The organism is Ensifer sp. GW101-20A05 (assembly GCF_059424735.1).
On record NZ_JBWKZT010000013.1, the window covers coordinates 172,058 to 188,529 of the forward strand.

Annotated in this window: 13 protein-coding genes; 11 read left to right on the top strand and 2 right to left on the bottom strand. The window is 62.2% G+C overall.

The features are described from left to right. The first annotated feature begins 5 nt into the window (after positions 1 to 5). Entirely contained in the window at positions 6 to 929 is a 924-nt protein-coding gene (locus AC070A_RS26700; RefSeq protein ID WP_057251120.1) for a LysR family transcriptional regulator, read from the top strand. A 71-nt stretch (positions 930 to 1,000) separates the two neighbouring features. Then, complete coding sequence (locus AC070A_RS26705; protein ID WP_492384406.1) at positions 1,001 to 2,323, top strand: amidohydrolase family protein; 1,323 nt, start codon at positions 1,001 to 1,003, stop codon at positions 2,321 to 2,323. Positions 2,324 to 2,477: 154 nt separating this feature from the next. On the opposite strand, the gene fdxA is transcribed toward AC070A_RS26705, so the two are convergent. Then, a complete protein-coding gene (gene fdxA, locus AC070A_RS26710; protein ID WP_057251122.1) occupies positions 2,478 to 2,816 on the bottom strand; it encodes a ferredoxin in 339 nt (112 codons plus the stop codon). A 235-nt stretch (positions 2,817 to 3,051) separates the two neighbouring features. After that, positions 3,052 to 3,684 carry a TetR family transcriptional regulator C-terminal domain-containing protein gene (locus tag AC070A_RS26715; RefSeq protein ID WP_057251123.1) on the bottom strand — a complete coding sequence of 211 codons (633 nt, stop codon included), beginning with the start codon at positions 3,682 to 3,684 and terminating at the stop codon, positions 3,052 to 3,054. Between the two features lie 257 nt (positions 3,685 to 3,941). Here AC070A_RS26715 and AC070A_RS26720 point away from each other — a divergent pair, with 257 nt between their 5' ends. From AC070A_RS26720 to AC070A_RS26760, 9 genes are all read left to right on the top strand, one after another. After that, positions 3,942 to 4,769 carry a uracil-DNA glycosylase family protein gene (locus AC070A_RS26720; RefSeq protein WP_057251183.1) on the top strand — a complete coding sequence of 276 codons (828 nt, stop codon included), beginning with the start codon at positions 3,942 to 3,944 and terminating at the stop codon, positions 4,767 to 4,769. Between the two features lie 3 nt (positions 4,770 to 4,772). After that, complete coding sequence (locus tag AC070A_RS26725; RefSeq protein ID WP_057251124.1) at positions 4,773 to 6,398, top strand: GMC family oxidoreductase; 1,626 nt, start codon at positions 4,773 to 4,775, stop codon at positions 6,396 to 6,398. An 11-nt stretch (positions 6,399 to 6,409) separates the two neighbouring features. Continuing rightward, the gene (locus AC070A_RS26730; RefSeq protein WP_057251125.1) at positions 6,410 to 6,730 is read left to right on the top strand and encodes an NIPSNAP family protein; all 321 of its coding nucleotides are present in this window, start codon (positions 6,410 to 6,412) and stop codon (positions 6,728 to 6,730) included. A 113-nt stretch (positions 6,731 to 6,843) separates the two neighbouring features. Then, complete coding sequence (locus AC070A_RS26735; RefSeq protein WP_492384405.1) at positions 6,844 to 7,869, top strand: BMP family ABC transporter substrate-binding protein; 1,026 nt, start codon at positions 6,844 to 6,846, stop codon at positions 7,867 to 7,869. Between the two features lie 148 nt (positions 7,870 to 8,017). Next, entirely contained in the window at positions 8,018 to 9,598 is a 1,581-nt protein-coding gene (locus AC070A_RS26740) for an ABC transporter ATP-binding protein (RefSeq protein WP_492383977.1), read from the top strand. Continuing rightward, positions 9,595 to 10,632, top strand: a complete 1,038-nt coding sequence (locus AC070A_RS26745; RefSeq protein WP_492383976.1) for an ABC transporter permease — start codon at positions 9,595 to 9,597, stop codon at positions 10,630 to 10,632. The genes AC070A_RS26740 and AC070A_RS26745 overlap by 4 nt, the downstream gene beginning before the upstream one ends. Beyond that, positions 10,629 to 11,522, top strand: coding sequence for an ABC transporter permease (locus tag AC070A_RS26750; RefSeq protein ID WP_112946861.1), 894 nt, complete (start codon positions 10,629 to 10,631; stop codon positions 11,520 to 11,522). The genes AC070A_RS26745 and AC070A_RS26750 overlap by 4 nt, the downstream gene beginning before the upstream one ends. A gap of 58 nt (positions 11,523 to 11,580) precedes the next feature. Continuing rightward, entirely contained in the window at positions 11,581 to 13,089 is a 1,509-nt protein-coding gene (locus AC070A_RS26755) for an amidohydrolase family protein (RefSeq protein ID WP_113737764.1), read from the top strand. A 764-nt stretch (positions 13,090 to 13,853) separates the two neighbouring features. After that, positions 13,854 to 16,472, top strand: a 2,619-nt coding sequence (locus AC070A_RS26760; RefSeq protein WP_494773603.1) for a beta strand repeat-containing protein, incomplete at its 3' end; no start/stop codon positions are given.

A 16,472-nucleotide genomic window follows, 5' to 3' on the forward strand; every position in this document is an offset into this window, starting at 1 on the left:
ATCGAATGCACGCCAGCATCCTGAAATATTTCGTCTCGGTCGCGCGGTCCGGGTCCATTCGCAAGGCCTCCGAGGAGCTTCACGTCGCATCCTCGGCGGTCAGCCGGCAGATCAAGAAACTGGAGGACGAGCTCGGGATCGCCCTGTTCGAACGGCTCTCGAACGGCCTGAGGCTGACCGTCGCCGGGGAAAACGTGCTGCGCCACGCCCGGGTCACGCTTGAGAATTTCGAGCTTCTGCGCAGCGACCTCGGCGCCTTGCAGGGAAAAAAGGCCGGTCGCGTGCAAATGTCTTGTCTGGACAGCCTGGCCATCCAGTTCCTGCCGGACATGGTCAACACGTTCCACAGCATCCATCCGGGCGTGAGCTTCCATATCCACACCGCCGGTCACGGCAACATCAGCAGCCTGGTTGCCGAAGGTGATGTCGACATGGGGTTGACCTTTGATCTCGCCCGTCCAGACGACACGGAGATGCTCTTTCGCGTACCGATGCCGCTGATGGCTTTCGTCGGACGGGGACATCCGTTGGCGAAGCAGCGGCAGGTCTCGCTCGCCGAATGCGCTCAGTACGACCTGCTTCTGCAACTCGATACGCAGCCGATCCGCTCGCTCATCGAAATCGAACTCTCGGTCTTCGAACGAACCGGGCGGCCCTTTGTGCTGTCGAACAGCCAGATGATGCTCAAGCCATTCATCATCTCGGGGCAGGGAGTGGCTTTCTTCACGCCGATCGGCTTCCTCGCGGAAATCAAGGCAGGCGATGTCGTTCCGATACCGCTTTCCGGATCGCGCCTTCAGAACCTGCATATCGGAATTCTCGTGCAGCGACGCCGGCAGCGAACCCACGCGGCCGAAGCCGTCATCGAATTCGTTGGTGCGGAACTGCTGAGGTTCAGCGACCAGATCATGGAGGCAATCAATCCTTGAGTGAACACCAGGTCCCCGGGCGACTTCTTTTGCATCCTGGCCACGAGGCCGCAAGGCGTGAGCCAAACCTCTTGCGGCATCTGCCTGACGGTGCCTCCTCGGCTGCGATCCCGGCCAATGCCCTCCTGATGCCGCCGCCCGTCAACGCGCATGACCACGGCTATGGCATCCGCACGCTCGATTTCGGCAATGTCGACGATGCTCTGGAAGTTTGGATCCCCGGGCTTCGGCTCCGACCGCGCACCGATCCCTACCTGGAAGCGCTCGTGGCATTCTCCCGGCTGGCGCAAACGGGCATCGGTGCGACCATGCATTGTCACAATTCGCTGAATGTCGACCGACTGGTGGAGGAGGCTGGTGCGGTGATGCGCGCGGCCCGCGACGTAGGCATCAGACTTGCGCTATCCTGCCCGCTTCTCGACTACGATCCGTGGGCTTATGATGGCGGGCCGCAGCGATTGCGGCCGTATCTCGCTCCGGCAGACTGGGACGAACTCAGTGCCTCGATCCCCCAATATGCCCCGCCTTCAATCCAGATTTCGGCGGCCGACTCGGTCGCCGCAGCCAACACCAACCCGCTGATCGATGTCCAGTACGGCCCGATCGGGCCGCAGTGGTGCTCCAATGCACTGCTCGAAAGCATCGCCGAGGCCTCTCACGCAACGGGTCGTCGCATTCACATGCATCTCCTCGAAAGCCCAAGGCAGAGGCTGTGGCTGGACAGGCGCTTTCCGCAAGGGGTCGTCCGATACCTCGACGATATCGGCTTCCTCTCGCCCCGCCTTGCCGTTGCCCATGGCGTTCAACTGCGGCCGGATGAGCTGGGGCTGCTGGCAGCAAGGGGTGTGCAACTTGTTTCGAACCCGTCGGCAAACTTGCGCCTGCGTTCAGGCGTGGCGCCGCTCGCTGCCATTCCGGCAAGCGGGCCCGCCTTCGCTTTCGGCCTCGACGGCACGGGGTTTGACGACGACCAGGACCTTTGGCGCGAACTGCGCCTCGGCCATCTGTTGCACGGTGGCCGCGACCTGGCGCGGACCTTTACGGCACGTCGCGTCTTCGATGCCGCGATCCATGTCGGCGCCAAGGTTGTGAATGCGCCAGCGAACGAAGACCTCGTCCTCGTGGACTACGGTGCGCTGATCGCCGATAGCTTGATAGACGATCTGGACGAGGCCGAGGTTCTGCTCACGCGAATGACGGCGGCGCACGCGAAGGGACTTTACGTCGGCGGACAGGAGATCATGTGCGATGGGAAGCTGACTCAGGTCGATTTCGAAGGTGCCCGGGCCGAACTCCTGCAGCAGGCGCGTGCGGACCTTCCGCGGCTGAACTGCGAGCGTGAACTCGTGACCAAGCTCGCCGCGGCGACGCGGGCCTATTATTCCGGCTGGTGAGCCCAAGCGGCGACGCCGCAAAAACATCTCGGGATACGTGCGGCGAGGGCCGAGATGGGACGGCTTTCTACCGGCCTCAAGTTTCGTTTCTCTGGGCAACCGTCGACCTGCGTCTGTGCAGCTGCCCTGTCTTGCTCCTGTGGATCAGGTCTGCTTATGCGACGGTTACCGCTTTCTCGAAGGCGGCAACGAAGGGATGGTCCTGCACCGTCGAGCACTCCTTGCTCCACCCGCCCGGTGAGCCCATTCCGGTGACGTCGGCTCCGAAGAACTCCTTGTTCACAGCGATGAAATGGCGCTGGTTGTCGGCGATCTCGTGATCCCAGACGATGGCATCGACGGGGCAGATCGAAAGACAGAGCCCGCAATTTATGCATTCATCGGGGTGGATGTAGAAGGTACGGCCACCCTCGTAGATGCAGTCGACAGGGCAGGCGGCGGTGCAGTCGCCATCCTTCACGTCGATGCAGGGTTCGGTAATGACATAGGCCATCTTGCTGGTCTCTGAAGAGTTGCTTGCACGGCCAATTATCCAGAGTTTCCCTTGCCGAAGAAGCACAGATATTCGCAACGTCGATTGCCAAAAAGGCAACGTCCGGTGCTTCTTCGATCTTGTTTGATGTCGCCGCGTGGCGAAGTTTTGCGGTAAGCGCCAACCTGAAACGAGCTTGATCACCCGGCCGTACAGCCCAGGATCGTGCGCAAGCGCCTTTGTTCGCTCGCCGGGCTTAGGGCTGCCGGAGGATACCTCTCAGGATCGTCTCGGTGATCGTGGCCGCCGCCTTTTCGTAGTCATCGGCTTTCAAACGGGGCTTTTTGAGCGCGTCGACGGCGACGGGTTCGAAGTCCGAGTAAAACTGGGTCGACGCCCAGAGCATGATGAAGAGATGACGTGGATCGACCGGCAGCATCTTGCCAGCGGCGATCCAGCCCTCGATGACCGCGACATGAGTATCCGTTACCTGACGGATGTGTTCGCGATCCTTCTTGGTCAGGAAGCGGGCGCCTTGAATGATTTCGCTGGCGAAGAGCCGGGACTCGGCCATGTTCTTGCGCGTGTATTCCAGCTTCGCCTTGATGTAGAGCCTGAACGCCTCCGCCGGTTCGCGCTCCGGCGAAATGTATTTCAGTGCATCGTCCCAACTGGCGAGCAGATGCGCGATGATGGCGGTGTAGATCTCCTCCTTGGACGAGAAGTAGTAGTAGACGTTTGCCTTGGGCAGGCCCGAAGCCTCGGCAATCTCGGCGATGCGCGTGCCATCGAAGCCCTTGCGGGCAAATATCTCGATCCCCGCCTTGATGATCAGCCGCACGTTACGTTCGCGGATGCGCTCTTCGGGATCTCGTACTGCCCTTGCCATATGGTTTCGCCTCCATCTCGCCGTCGCTTCCTACCAGGCAATCATGCGTGGTGGCGAGATTGCCTTTGCAATTGCCGCGTTTTCCAGCGAAATGCAAGCGTATCGCCCTTCGCCATAAGTTGACGATGTAGTCAAGAAAAGTTGACCGAGTCGTCATTTTTTTGCTTTTGAAAGTTGACACTTTGGTCAGCTTTTGTCTAGTCTCATCCTCAATGAACGGAAGGAGAGCCGTAATGCCGATGCGCTTGAAGGAGGCAATGGCGGAGACGTTTGCAGGCTGGGAGGGCGACCTTCCGAATGCATGGCGCGATGCGCTCGGCCCCGTCGGCGACGATTTCGCCCGTATCGATGCGGACCTCGAACTGGAGCCGTGGGAGCCGATCTTCCCGGCGCGCCGCGGCAAGGTTTTTCCCGGTCAGCCAAGGGGCGCGCATGCCCTGGCGGCGTTCGACGGAATTGCGCCCGATGGCGTTCGCTGCCTGGTTCTTGGGCAGGATCCTTATCCCGAACCGGGTTTTGCGACGGGGCGCGCTTTCGAGGCCGGCAATCTCGCCGCCTGGGGTGAGCTGGACAAGATGTTCTCGAAGAGCATTCGCGCCTACATGCAGCTGATTGCGGCCGCACGCCTTGGTGACGAAAGTCTGGCGCGCGATTTCGACCACTGGCCCGATGTGCGGCATCTGCTGTGCGACCCGGCGGGTTCGTTCGAGCCCCCGAGCCTGATCGCCGACCGTTGGGTCGGGGAGGGTGTTCTCCTGCTCAATGCCTCGCTGACGCTCTCTCGCTTCCGTGTCGATATCGATCCACACCAGTCGCGCGGGCATCTGTCCTTCTGGCGGCCGTTGATGCTGCGCGTGGTCGAAATGCTTGTGGCGCGAGGCAAGCCGGTCGTTTTCCTCGGCTTCGGCGCGGCTGCGGCTGACATTTTTTCGGAAGCCGGCGTTGCCGAGGGGCGCACGGACCATGTCGCCTATGTCCAGCGCGAGCATCCCGCGTTTGCCGACAAGGTGCTCGGCCGAGAAAATCCGTTCCTTCTCTGCAATTCTTATTTGGAGGCGATGGGCGGCCGGCCCATCGCGTGGTGAACCATGGCGCGTAACCCGGAATATGATTTCATCGTCGTTGGCGCGGGCTCGGCCGGTTGTGTCCTTGCGAACCGTCTGTCGAAGAACCCGGCAAACCGCGTGCTTTTGATCGAGGCTGGCGGCAAGGATCGCAACCCGCTGTTCCGGCTGCCGATGCTGATGGGCAAGCTGTTCCATTCGGGCATCTACAACTGGCATTATCACACCGAGCCCGAGCCTTATCTCAATGGCCGCTCGCTCTATTGGCCGCGCGGCAAAGTGCTGGGCGGGACCTCCACTATCAACGGCATGATCTACGTGCGCGGCAATCGCCACGACTACGATCGCTGGTCGCAGCTCGGATTGCCCGGCTGGTCCTATGAGGAAGTGCTGCCGGCATTCCGACGTTCCGAAACGCATGTTCAGCGGAAGGATGCCTTCCACAGTGGCGACGGGGAACTCACCGTCTGCCGAGCCCGTGGCAACAATCCGCTGATGGACGTGTTCTGCGAGGCGGGCATCCAGGCCGGCTATCCGGCCAACGATGACTTCAACGGAGAGACGCAAGAAGGCTTTGGCCGCTACGACTTCACCATCCGCAAGGGAAAGCGCTGGTCCACATCATGGGCGTTCCTGCGTCCGGCACTCGGCCGCAAGAACCTCACCGTGCTGACGGGGGCGGAGATCACGCGCCTGATCATCGAAGGCGACCGGGCGTGCGGCGTCGAGTATTTTAAAGACGGCGTGCTGGGACGCGCCCGTGCGGGGCGGGAGGTGATCCTCTCCTCAGGGGTGGTCAATTCGCCCAAGGCGTTGCTTCTGTCCGGAATCGGACCCGCGGACGAGCTCCGGGCGCTTGGCATCGAGCCGGTGTTGGACCTGCCTGGCGTCGGCAAGAACCTCCAGGACCACGTCGACTGCGTCATGAGCTGGGAATGCCGGGAGCCGATCACGCTCTTCAGCGAGCTGCGGGCGGACAAGCTTATTCCCGCCGTTGCCCAGGGCATGCTGTTCGGTGAGGGCGTCACCACGACCTTCCCCTATGAAGCCGGTGCCTTCATCCGCTCGAACGACGGCCTGGTTGCGCCCGACATACAGCTGCACTTCATGCCGGCGCTGGAAAAGACGGCCAACCTGCACTTCCCCAATCCGTTCCGGAAGAAGCAGGCCGTAGAGGCCAACCACGGGTTCACGATCCGCGTCGGCCCCGTCAATCCGGTGAGCCGCGGCGAGATCACGTTGCGCTCGGCGAACGCGACGGACAAGCCGAAGATCCAGGCCAACTACCTCCGTGACGATTTCGACGTTCGCACGATGATCGATGCCATCCGGCTGACCCGTGACATTGTCGGCCAGAAGGCTTTCGACCGCTATCGCGGCAAGGAGCTGGCACCGGGGCCGGAAGCGCTCGACGATGCCGCTTTGACGAGCTGGTTGCGGGCGACCGCCATGACAACCTTCCACCCGGTTGGAACCGCCAAGATGGGCAACGACCCCATGGCTGTGGTGGATGCGCGACTCAAGGTGCGCGGTATCGAAGGGCTGCGTGTCGCGGACGCCTCGATCATGCCGGTCATCTCAAGTGGCAACACCAACGCGCCAGCCATCATGATCGGCGAGAAATGCGCCGAATTCGTCCTGAACGCATAGGAAGCAATCTGATGATCCTGGAACACCGCACCTACACCTTCAAGCCCGGCACGGTCGACAAGTGGATGAAGAAGTACGAGGCCGACGGCCTTCCCGTGCAGAAGCGCCATCTCAACAAGTTCGTCGGTCTCTATGCCTCGGAACTGGGAACGCTTCACACGACTGTGCTGATGTGGGCCTACGACAGCCTCGCTGACCGCGAAGCGCGCCGCGCGGCCATGTATGCCGATCCGGACTGGCAGAAGTTCATTTCCGAAGTCTGGGCGCTGGACGCGATCCAGAAGCAGGAGGTGATGATTATGAACCCGGCCTCCTATTCGCCGCCGCTTTGAGGCGGCAACTGGCGCCAGTACCGCCAGCGCCGTGGCAAATGCGAATGAGAAACAACAAGATAAAAGAGGGAACGATCATGACAGACAAGACTGGGAAGATTACACAGCACATGATGCAGCGCCGGACATTCCTGCAGGCGAGCGCGGGTGCCGCGGCGCTCGGCTTTGCAGCCAGCATCGTGCCCGAATTCGCCCGTGCGTCCGGCGGGCTGGTCGCGCTGGTCCACACGCAAGCTGCAGGCGACAATGGTCCGGTGGACCAGATGATCGCCAAGCTCAAGCAGCTTTCGGAAGAAAAGGGCTTCGAATACCGCGCTGTCTACGCGCAGGATCCGGCGACCTACGAGACGGTCTACCGCACGCTGGGCGATGCGGGCGCGGCGATCATCATCTCGACCTTCAATGAAGTGGCCGAGCCCTTCAAGGCGCTGGCGCCGTCCTATCCCAACACCAAGTGGATCCAGCTTTTCGCCGACCCCTTCGAGCCGGCAATCCCGAACGTGGTGACCGTTTCCTACGACTACTATCTTGGTTGCTATCTGTCGGGAGTTTTCGCGGCCAAGATGTCGTCGACCGGCAAGACCGGCTTCATCGGCGGCGTTTCCATTCCGCCTCTCAACGCAGACTTCAACGCCTTCAAGGCCGGCGTGCATTCCATTCGACCGGATGCCTCCGTCATCGCCGCCTTTGCAGGCTCGTTCCAGGACCCTGCAAAGGGTCAGGAAATCGCTACCCAGATGTACAATGACGGCATCGACTACATCCAGACCGATGCGGCGGCCACCGACGGCGGCATCATTGCCGCGGCCAACGAGAAGGAAGGGCGCATGGTGAGCTGCCTCGCGCCCGGACAGTATGAGCTCGGTCCGAAATCCCTGATATCGATCGTCAGCCTGGACTTCGGCGCCTCGCTCTACAACGAGGCCAGCAAGGCGGTTGGGCCCGAATGGAAGGGCGGAGCGCACGAGCATACGGGGCTTGGCACCGGCGTCATCGACTTCATTCTCTCGCCGGTCTTCACCGAACAGGGGCCGGCGGATCTGAACGCCAAGGCGAAGGAAGCGCTGGTCGAGGTCGCCAAGATTCGCGCCGGCATCCTGGATGGATCGATCAAGGTTCCGTTCAACACCACCCTTTGATCTCCTGACGCTGGCTCGCCGAGCCAGCCCGAAGTTTCGAAGGACGTCGGCACAGACCTTCCCTCTTGGGGAAGGTCACTGGGGTTCGCGGATCGTTTCCAGCCCTGTTGACGGCCGCGACCCTCCCACTCTCGATGGGAACCATAGCATGTCCAATTCTCCGAAATCGGCTCTGGAGTGCCGCAACGTCACCGTTAAATTCGGAGACGTGACGGCGTTGTCGGAGGTTTCAGCTTCGTTCGCTCCCGGCCAGATCCATGCGGTCGTCGGTCAGAACGGGGCCGGCAAGACCACCTTTGCCCGCGTGGCGGCCGGCCTCGTCCAGCCGACCTCCGGCGCCGTCAACGTGATGGGACACGACATCCGGACGGGGCAGGTCAGCGAAAGCCGGGCCGCGGGCGTGGAGCTCGTCCACCAGAGTTTTGCGTTACCACCGTCCTTCACCGTCGCCGAGACCATGGAGTTTGGCGCTACGGGCAAGGGCGGCATCTATAGCCGCAAGGGGCTCGCTAAAAAATGGCGGGCGCATCTTGCAGGGCTCGACGTCCAGGTCGACTTGAACCGGCGGATCCGGGACCTGCCGATCGAAACGCAGCAGGGCATAGAGATCGCGCGGGCCCTGGTTACGGATGCGCGCGTCCTCATTCTTGACGAGCCGACCGCAGTCCTGTCTCCGGCGGGCATCGACATGCTGTTCGCGCGCGTTCGCCGCCTTAGGGAACGTGGGGTGACAGTTATCCTCATCCTGCACAAGATCCGCGAGGTGCTGGGCGTCGCCGACACAGTCACGGTGCTGCGGGGCGGCCAAAAGGTCCAAGGGCCGCTTCCGGTGGCTGAGGTTTCGGGCGAGCGTTTGGCCAACCTCATCGTCGGTGAGGCCGTCGCGAAGACGCTCGATCGGTACGATCGCGATGCATTGGTCGGAACGAAGTCACCGATCCGTGGGGACTCAGATCAACCGGCCCATGCGACCGGCCCTGCCATCCTTTCGATGAAGGCCGCTTCTACTCGGCCGGACAGCGGAGGCATTGCTCTCGATGGTGTCGATCTGGAGATCCGTCCGGGAGAGATCGTCGGCATCGCTGGAGTGGAGGGCAACGGGCAGAAGACGCTAGTGCGGGCTATCTCCGCTCTCGCCGATCTGACAAGTGGATCGATCCAGCTTGCAGGCCATGACGTGACTGGCGAACCGCTCGCCGCCCGTCGCGCGATCGGTCTTAGGATCATTCCCTTCGAGCGCAACGTCGAAGGTCTCAGCCTCACGAGTTCGCTCTGGCAGAACTGGAGCGCACGCGAACTGCTGCAGGGCAGTTTACTCAAGCTCATTCGGCCGGCTTCGATCCGCGAGGCTTGCGACCGGTCGCTGAAGGCCTGGAGCGTTCACTACCACAATTCCGCGCAGAAGGCGGGGTCCCTGTCGGGCGGCAATGCGCAGAAGGTGATCCTCGCCCGGGAGATCGATCCCGATGCGAAGCTGATTATCGCGGCCCAGCCGACCCGCGGCCTCGACATCGGGGCCACCGCCTTCGTTTGGCAGGCGCTCCGGCAGGCGCGCGACCGTGGCGCGGCCATACTGCTGATCTCGTCGGATCTCGACGAGCTCTTCGACATATCGGATCGCGTCGTAGTGATGCTGTCGGGACGCCTGAACGCCGAGTTCCGTGCACCCTTCGACATAGGGTTGGTGGGAGCCGCCATGACCGGTGCCGTTGCAGGGGCAAGCGCATGAAAGACAGTCTCATCACCGTCGTCCGCAGTCTGATCTTTGTGATCTTCGCGCTCATCCTCTGCGCGCTCGTGTTCCAGCTTGCCGGTTACAATGCTCCGGTAACGCTTTGGGCGGTGCTCGATGGGGCATTCCTGCGAAGCGGCGCGATCGAGCAAAGTCTCAGATGGGCGCTGCCGCTGTTCATAACGGCGGTCGGCGTCGGCATTTCCTTCCGGGCGGGCTTCTTCAACATTGGTGCCCAGGGGCAGTTCTATGTCGGCGCGATCTGCGCCGCCTTCGCCGCCGAAGCGGTAAAGGGCGGACCAGCCTTCCTGGTTATCCCGACCTTGCTTCTTGCCGGCATGCTCGGCGGTGCTCTCTGGGCGCTGTGGCCGGGATTGCTACGGCTCCGCTCCGGCACAGATGAGGTCATCACCACGCTGATGGGCAACTTCATGGCCGGCCTGCTGCTGGTCTATGTCACCTCAGGGCCGCTGAAGGATCCCTCGGGTTCCGGTCAGCAGGCATCGAGCCGCCCGCTCGATGCGGCCTATCGCATCTCGGATTCTCTCGGTCTCTCCCCGGCGATCATCGCAATCGCGGTGGTCGTCGGCATCCTCATGTGGCTGCTGGTGAACCGAACTTCCTTTGGCATCCTGGCAAGCCTTGCCGGCCGCAATGGCACGATGGTGGAATGGCAGGGCGCGCGCCTCTGGAAGCTCGGCCTCTCCAGTTTCCTCATTTCCGGGGCGCTTGCGGGCCTTGCCGGCACCATCGAGTTCATGGGGCCGAACGGCCGCATCGCTTCGGGTTTTCTGCCGGCGCACGGCTTCACAGCGATCCTGATCGCGCTTGTCGCCAATCTCTCCGTTCTCGGAACGGCAGTCGCGGCCATCTTCTTCGGCGGCCTGGCCTCGGCGGCACTCTATCTGCCGATCATGGCGGGGCTGCCGTCGGCGGCGATCGACATCATCAATGCAGCGATCGCGCTGTTCATAACCGCGCGCTCTACCTTCATCGACAAGGTGCTGCGCCTTGGAGGGCGTTCGACATGAATGAGATCTTCATCGCCATCCTGCGCTCCGGAACGCCGCTGATCTATGTCACGCTCGCCGGCGTTATCGCGCAGCGGGCAGGGGTCTGGAACCTCGGCCTCGAGGGCCTGATGATCATCGGCGCCTGCGCGACAATTCTCGGCATTATGCTCACAAAGTCCGTCGGTGCGGCCATCCTCATCGCCATTCTCGCTTGCGTGCTGGCCTCGGTGCTTCTCTGGTTCGTCATCGACAGGTTGAAGGCCAATCCCATTATCGCCGGCCTCGGGCTGACCGGTCTCGGAATCGGCGGTACGGCGCTTGCGGTCCAGTCTATCTTCGGCAGCCAGGCAACCGTGACGGCTCCCTTCGGCATTCCAAAATTGGGGCCGGCCTTTGGTTCCTATGGTGTGCTGTCGATCTTGGTTGCCGCCATGCCGTTCGTCGTCTTCGCCATGTGGGTGCTGTTGCGGCGAACGCGCTTCGGCCTCCGGCTAGCCGCCTGTGGGGAGCATCCGTTCGCTGCACGCGGCGTCGGCGCCAACCCCTCGCGCATGCGGCTCGTGGCGCTTTCGATCGGTGGGATGCTGTGCGCTATCGGTGGCGCGGAACTTGCGGCGGGCAGCCTACAGTTTTTTGCCCAGGGCATGACGGCCGGTCGCGGCTTCATGGCGTTTGCTGCAGTCATCTTTGGCGCGGCCCATCCCGTGGGCGCCACCTTCGCCGCCTTGTTCTTTGCCATCGTCGGCGCCATCGGCATCCGGGCGCAGTTGACGTTCGGCGACAGGATTCCGCACGATCTCCTGCAGGCATTGCCCTATCTCGCGACGGTCTTCGGCGTCTGGCTGTCCGGAAAGCTTCGCGGCGGCGCGAAGACCGCAAGCTCGTTCGCCGAGCTCAGGGATCAGTAATCATGATGTGCGGCGGACGCTATCCTCAGGTCATTCAATGGTTTCCGGGGCATTTGTCATGAGCGAAATTCTCATCCGCAATGGGACGATAGTTGCGATGGACCGCGCTCACGGCGCAACACCATTTGCCGCTGACATCCTGATCGAAGGCACCGAGATCAGATCGATCGGGTCGGGCCTTGCCGCCAGGCCCGACGCCCAAATTATCGAGGCACGCGGCAAGCTGGTCCTGCCGGGACTGGTCAATGCCCATACGCATTCCAGTGAGACATTCCTGCGGGGGCGCTATGAGCGCATGCCGCTCGAACTCTGGCTGCTCTATGCCTATCCGCTGTTGATGAACGACCCGATCGGCGAGCGCCTGCTGTACCTGCGCAGCCTGCTGCTGGCGATGGAATCGCTGCGCAACGGCGTCACGACGCTCTGCGACGATTTTTTCGACCCGCCCCGGCACGATCTCGACCGGCTTGCCACCGTCTTTCGCGCCTACGACGATGCCGGAATCCGCGCCAATATTTCCAGCGCGGCGATGAATGTGCATACGCTTGATGCGCTGCCTTTTGTGCGCGAGATAATGCCCTCGGCGATGCAGGATCTTCTCGATTTTGGTCCGCCGATGTCGGCAGGAGCGTATGCGGACTATTGCCGCGCTGCCTTTTCCAGCCTGCACGGGATGTCGGGCCGCCTGCAGTTCATGATCGCACCTTCCGCGCCGCAGCGCTGCACGCCCGATCTCATGGCGGCCTGTATGGAGCTGGCAGTTGAAAGGCATGTGCCGTTCCACACGCATGTCCTCGAGACCAAGACGCAGGCGGTGACGGGGCTCGTTCATCACGGCAGGTCCTTGATCGCCTATATGCACGATCTCGGCCTTTTGAAACGCAACACGACCATCGCGCATTCGGTGTGGGTCAGCGACGAGGACATCGAGCTGATGGGGGAGGCGGGCGTCTCCGTTGCCCACAACGCCGTCTCCAACCTGAAGCTTGGGGCCGGGATCGCGCCGATCCGCCGCCTGCTCGATGCCGGTGTGACGATCGGCCTTGGCACGGATGGCGTTTCGTCGAACGACACGTCTCGCATCTTCGACGTCATGCGCGTCGCCGGTCTCGTTCATAGTGCCGCCGGTCCTGACTACGAGAAATGGCTCAGGGCGGACGAGATCCTCACCATGGCGACCATCGGCGGCGCCAAGACGGCGATGCTGGAACAGGTGACCGGTTCCCTGGAAGTCGGCAAGTCGGCCGATCTTCTTGTCCTGGATATGCGAAATTATCCCTTCGTGCCGCTCAACGATGTCGCCAAACACCTTGTCTATTCGGAAAACGGATCGTCGGTGGAAGCAGTGATGGTTGCCGGACGAATCGTCATGCAGGGCGGACGCCTGACCACGGTGGATGAACAGGCCGTCTTCGATGAAATTTCCGAACTCGTGCCGGCATATCTTGCCGAACACGCCGAGCTTGAGCGCCGCAACGCGATCTTCGAACCCGTCCTGGCAGAGGTCCATCGAATGGCGACCGGGATGGACATTTCTCTCAACCGATACCAAGGCGACGCCGTATGACGCGACCTCGACGACAGACGATTCTTCCCAGTGACTGAGCCAGCTTTGTTGCAACGCTCCGTAGAAAAAAATTTGGCAAACCGCATCATACGTGTGGCGCGAACCATGACAACAATCTATGGATGATACTGCACGCTTAACTTGCGATTTTCTGGCTCACAAGCTGGGCGAAAGTTCTTCACTGTAGGAAAGCTCTGCTGCACCTGGGCATGGATTGCGGGTGCTTGCGCGATTTGGACGGCCTTCGGGGGAAGGCGGACGGGGAACCGATGACATTGCTGATCGTTGTTCTTGTGCTTGCTCTTGCAGGCATGGCGTTCACATGGCTGAAAGTGCTTAAGCGCTTTCTGTCGGCTCTTTCCGCCGCCGCTTGGGTGCTCCGGGCCGTCACCAATGCAGTCCTTCGGCCGTGGAAGGCCTGGTTCGCCTTCATTGCTGCCTTCTTGATCAGCCTGGCGTTTTTCCAGAGTGCGCACGCGCAATCGGCTGGTTGCAGTGCGATCAACGCAACGTGGGGGAGCGGCGTTTCCCTCTCGAATACAAGCGAGTTGTGGCAGGCTAACCTTAGCGTCCTCGCGGGCGAAAAAGTCACATACAGGGTTACTTCATCTGGCACTGTGAATTCGAACAGCGCAGGCTTCGCGATTTACAAGAACGCTGGCGTTAATATGTCTGACGGCACTTCATTTGAAGCATATGCTGCACCCGGCGCGGAGTTGAATCTAAACGCTACATTGACAATACCCGCTGACGATACTGAGTTTGTGGTTTACGCTTGGAGCGAGCCCGCTGGCGGAACCGTACATGCGACGGTTACGTGCGCTGGAAAGAGCGACCAGACCATCACCTTCAACAACCCGGGCCCGCAGAATTTCGGAACGACGCCGGCGCTGACGGCGAGCGCCAGTTCCGGGCTCAGCCCCGTCTTTACCTCCGCGACCACCGGCGTTTGCACCGTTGATGGCGCAGGAGTGTTGAGCTTCGTGACGACCGGGACCTGCACGATCAATGCCAACCAGGCCGGCGATGCGTCCTACAACGCCGCCCCGCAGGTACAGCAGAGTTTTGCCGTCAACCCCGCCGTTCCGATTGCCGGTGCCGTTTCGGCGACAGTCAGCGCCAACTCGTCGGCAAACCCCATCACGTTGAACCTTTCCGGTGGAACAGCGACGTCGGTGGCGGTCAGCGCGCCCGCTGCGCACGGCACGGCGACGGCTTCGGGAACTACCATTACCTATACGCCAACGCCAGGCTATGCCGGCCCCGACAGCTTCACCTATACGGCGACGAATGCGGGTGGCACATCGGCTCCAGCGACGGTTACCATCACCGTATCGGCCCCGACCATCGTTTTGCCGAACGTCTCGCTGGCAGCGGGGACCGTTGGGACGGCCTATAGCCAGACGCTGACGGCTTCCGGCGGCACCAGCCCCTATACCTTCTCTGTATCCGGCACATTACCGGCTGGTCTCACCCTCTCGTCCGGAGGTGTACTTTCCGGAACGCCGACCGTTGCGGGGAGCTACAGCTTCCAGATTGTCGCTACCGACAGCTCGACTGGCCCTAGCGCGCCGTTCTCGGGCTCGCGGGGGTACACACTGAACGTCAACGAGATCGTCCCGGTTGCAGGCGCGGTATCGGCGACGGTCAATGCGAACTCGTCAGCGAACCCGATCACGCTGAACCTTTCCGGCGGTACGGCGACGTCGGTGGCGATCGGCACGGCGGCGTCGCACGGCACGGCGTCGGCCTCCGGCACGACCGTTACCTATACGCCGATAACAGGCTACTCCGGCTCCGACAGCTTCACCTACACCGCCACGAATTCAGCCGGCACCTCTTCGCCCGCGACGGTCATCGTCACGGTGAATCGACCCACACTGGCCCTGTCGCCAGCGGCGGGGGCGCTGCCTGGCGGCACGACCGACGTTGCCTATAGCCAGTCAATGACCGCATCGCTCGGCACCGCGCCCTATACCTATGGGCTCACGATCACCTCCGGCACGCTCCCAACGGGGATGTCTTTCAATGCCGCAACAGGCACTCTTTCCGGCACTCCGACGACGACAGGCACCGTCAACTTCACCGTCTCTGCAGTAGACGCCTACGGCGCGAGCGGCTCGGCCGCCTATTCGCTGACGACCATATTGGGGCTGCAGGCGCCCGTCGCCGGCAATGCGTCCGCGACGGTCGATGCCAATTCGGCGAACAACGCAATCACGCTCGCCCTCACGGGCGGCGCCGCAGATAGCGTGGCGGTCGCGTCGGCCCCGACCCACGGCACCGCGTCGGCTTCGGGCACGACAATCACCTACACGCCGACGTTAGGCTATTCCGGCGCCGACAGCTTCACCTACACGGCCACCAATATCGCGGGCACGTCCGCGGCCGCGACGGTCACCATCACGGTGAGTGCGCTGCCGCAATTGTCGGTCAACGACGTAAGCCAGTCCGAGGGCAATTCCGGCACCACGAGCTTCACCTTCACGATATCGCTGGACAAACCGGCCGGTGTCGGTGGTGTGACCTTCGACATTGCGACGGCAAACGGTACGGCCAACGCCACTGGCGACTACACAACCAATTCCGCAAGCGGTCACGTCAGCCAGGGTGCGACCGACGCCACGTTCACAGTGCTTGCGCTGGGTGATACAGACTTTGAGCCGGACGAGACATTCTTCGTCAATGTCACAAACGTCGCCGGCGCGACGGTCGTCGACAACCAGGGTATGGGCACTGTCCTCAATGACGACGCAGCGCCTGCTCCGTCGATCGCCAACATCACCCCGAATGCCGGGGGCACGACCGGCGGCACGGTGGTCACCATTAGCGGTACGGGTTTCACCGATACGACTGCGGTTACCTTCGGCGGCGTTGCCGGGAGCAACCTCACCGTCGTCGACGACGGTAAGGTCGCGGTGACGACGCCCGCTCTTGCCGCTGGAGCCGTAGTGGTTGCCCTTACTACGCCGAACGGAACCGATACGTTCAATGGTGGCTTTACCTACCAGACATCGGTTCCGACGATCACGGCATCGGCCTCCGACAGCAATCCGGTGCTCGGCACATCGGTGACCTTTACGGCGACCTTGGCCGGCGGCGCGTCGCCGACGGGAACCGTCACCTTCAAGAACGGATCCACGACGCTTGGAACCGGCACCGTGTCCGGCACCACGGCCGCCTTCAGCACCACAGCGCTGAGCGTCGACGTGCATTCCATCACCGCTGAATATTCCGGTGATGGCAACAACGCCGCTGCGACCTCGGCCGCCATCACCGTTACGGTCGGGCAGGTTGCCCCGACGGTCACGGCATCGGCCTCCGACAGCAATCCGGTGCTCGGCACATCGGTGACCTTTACGGCGACCTTGGCCGGCGGCGCG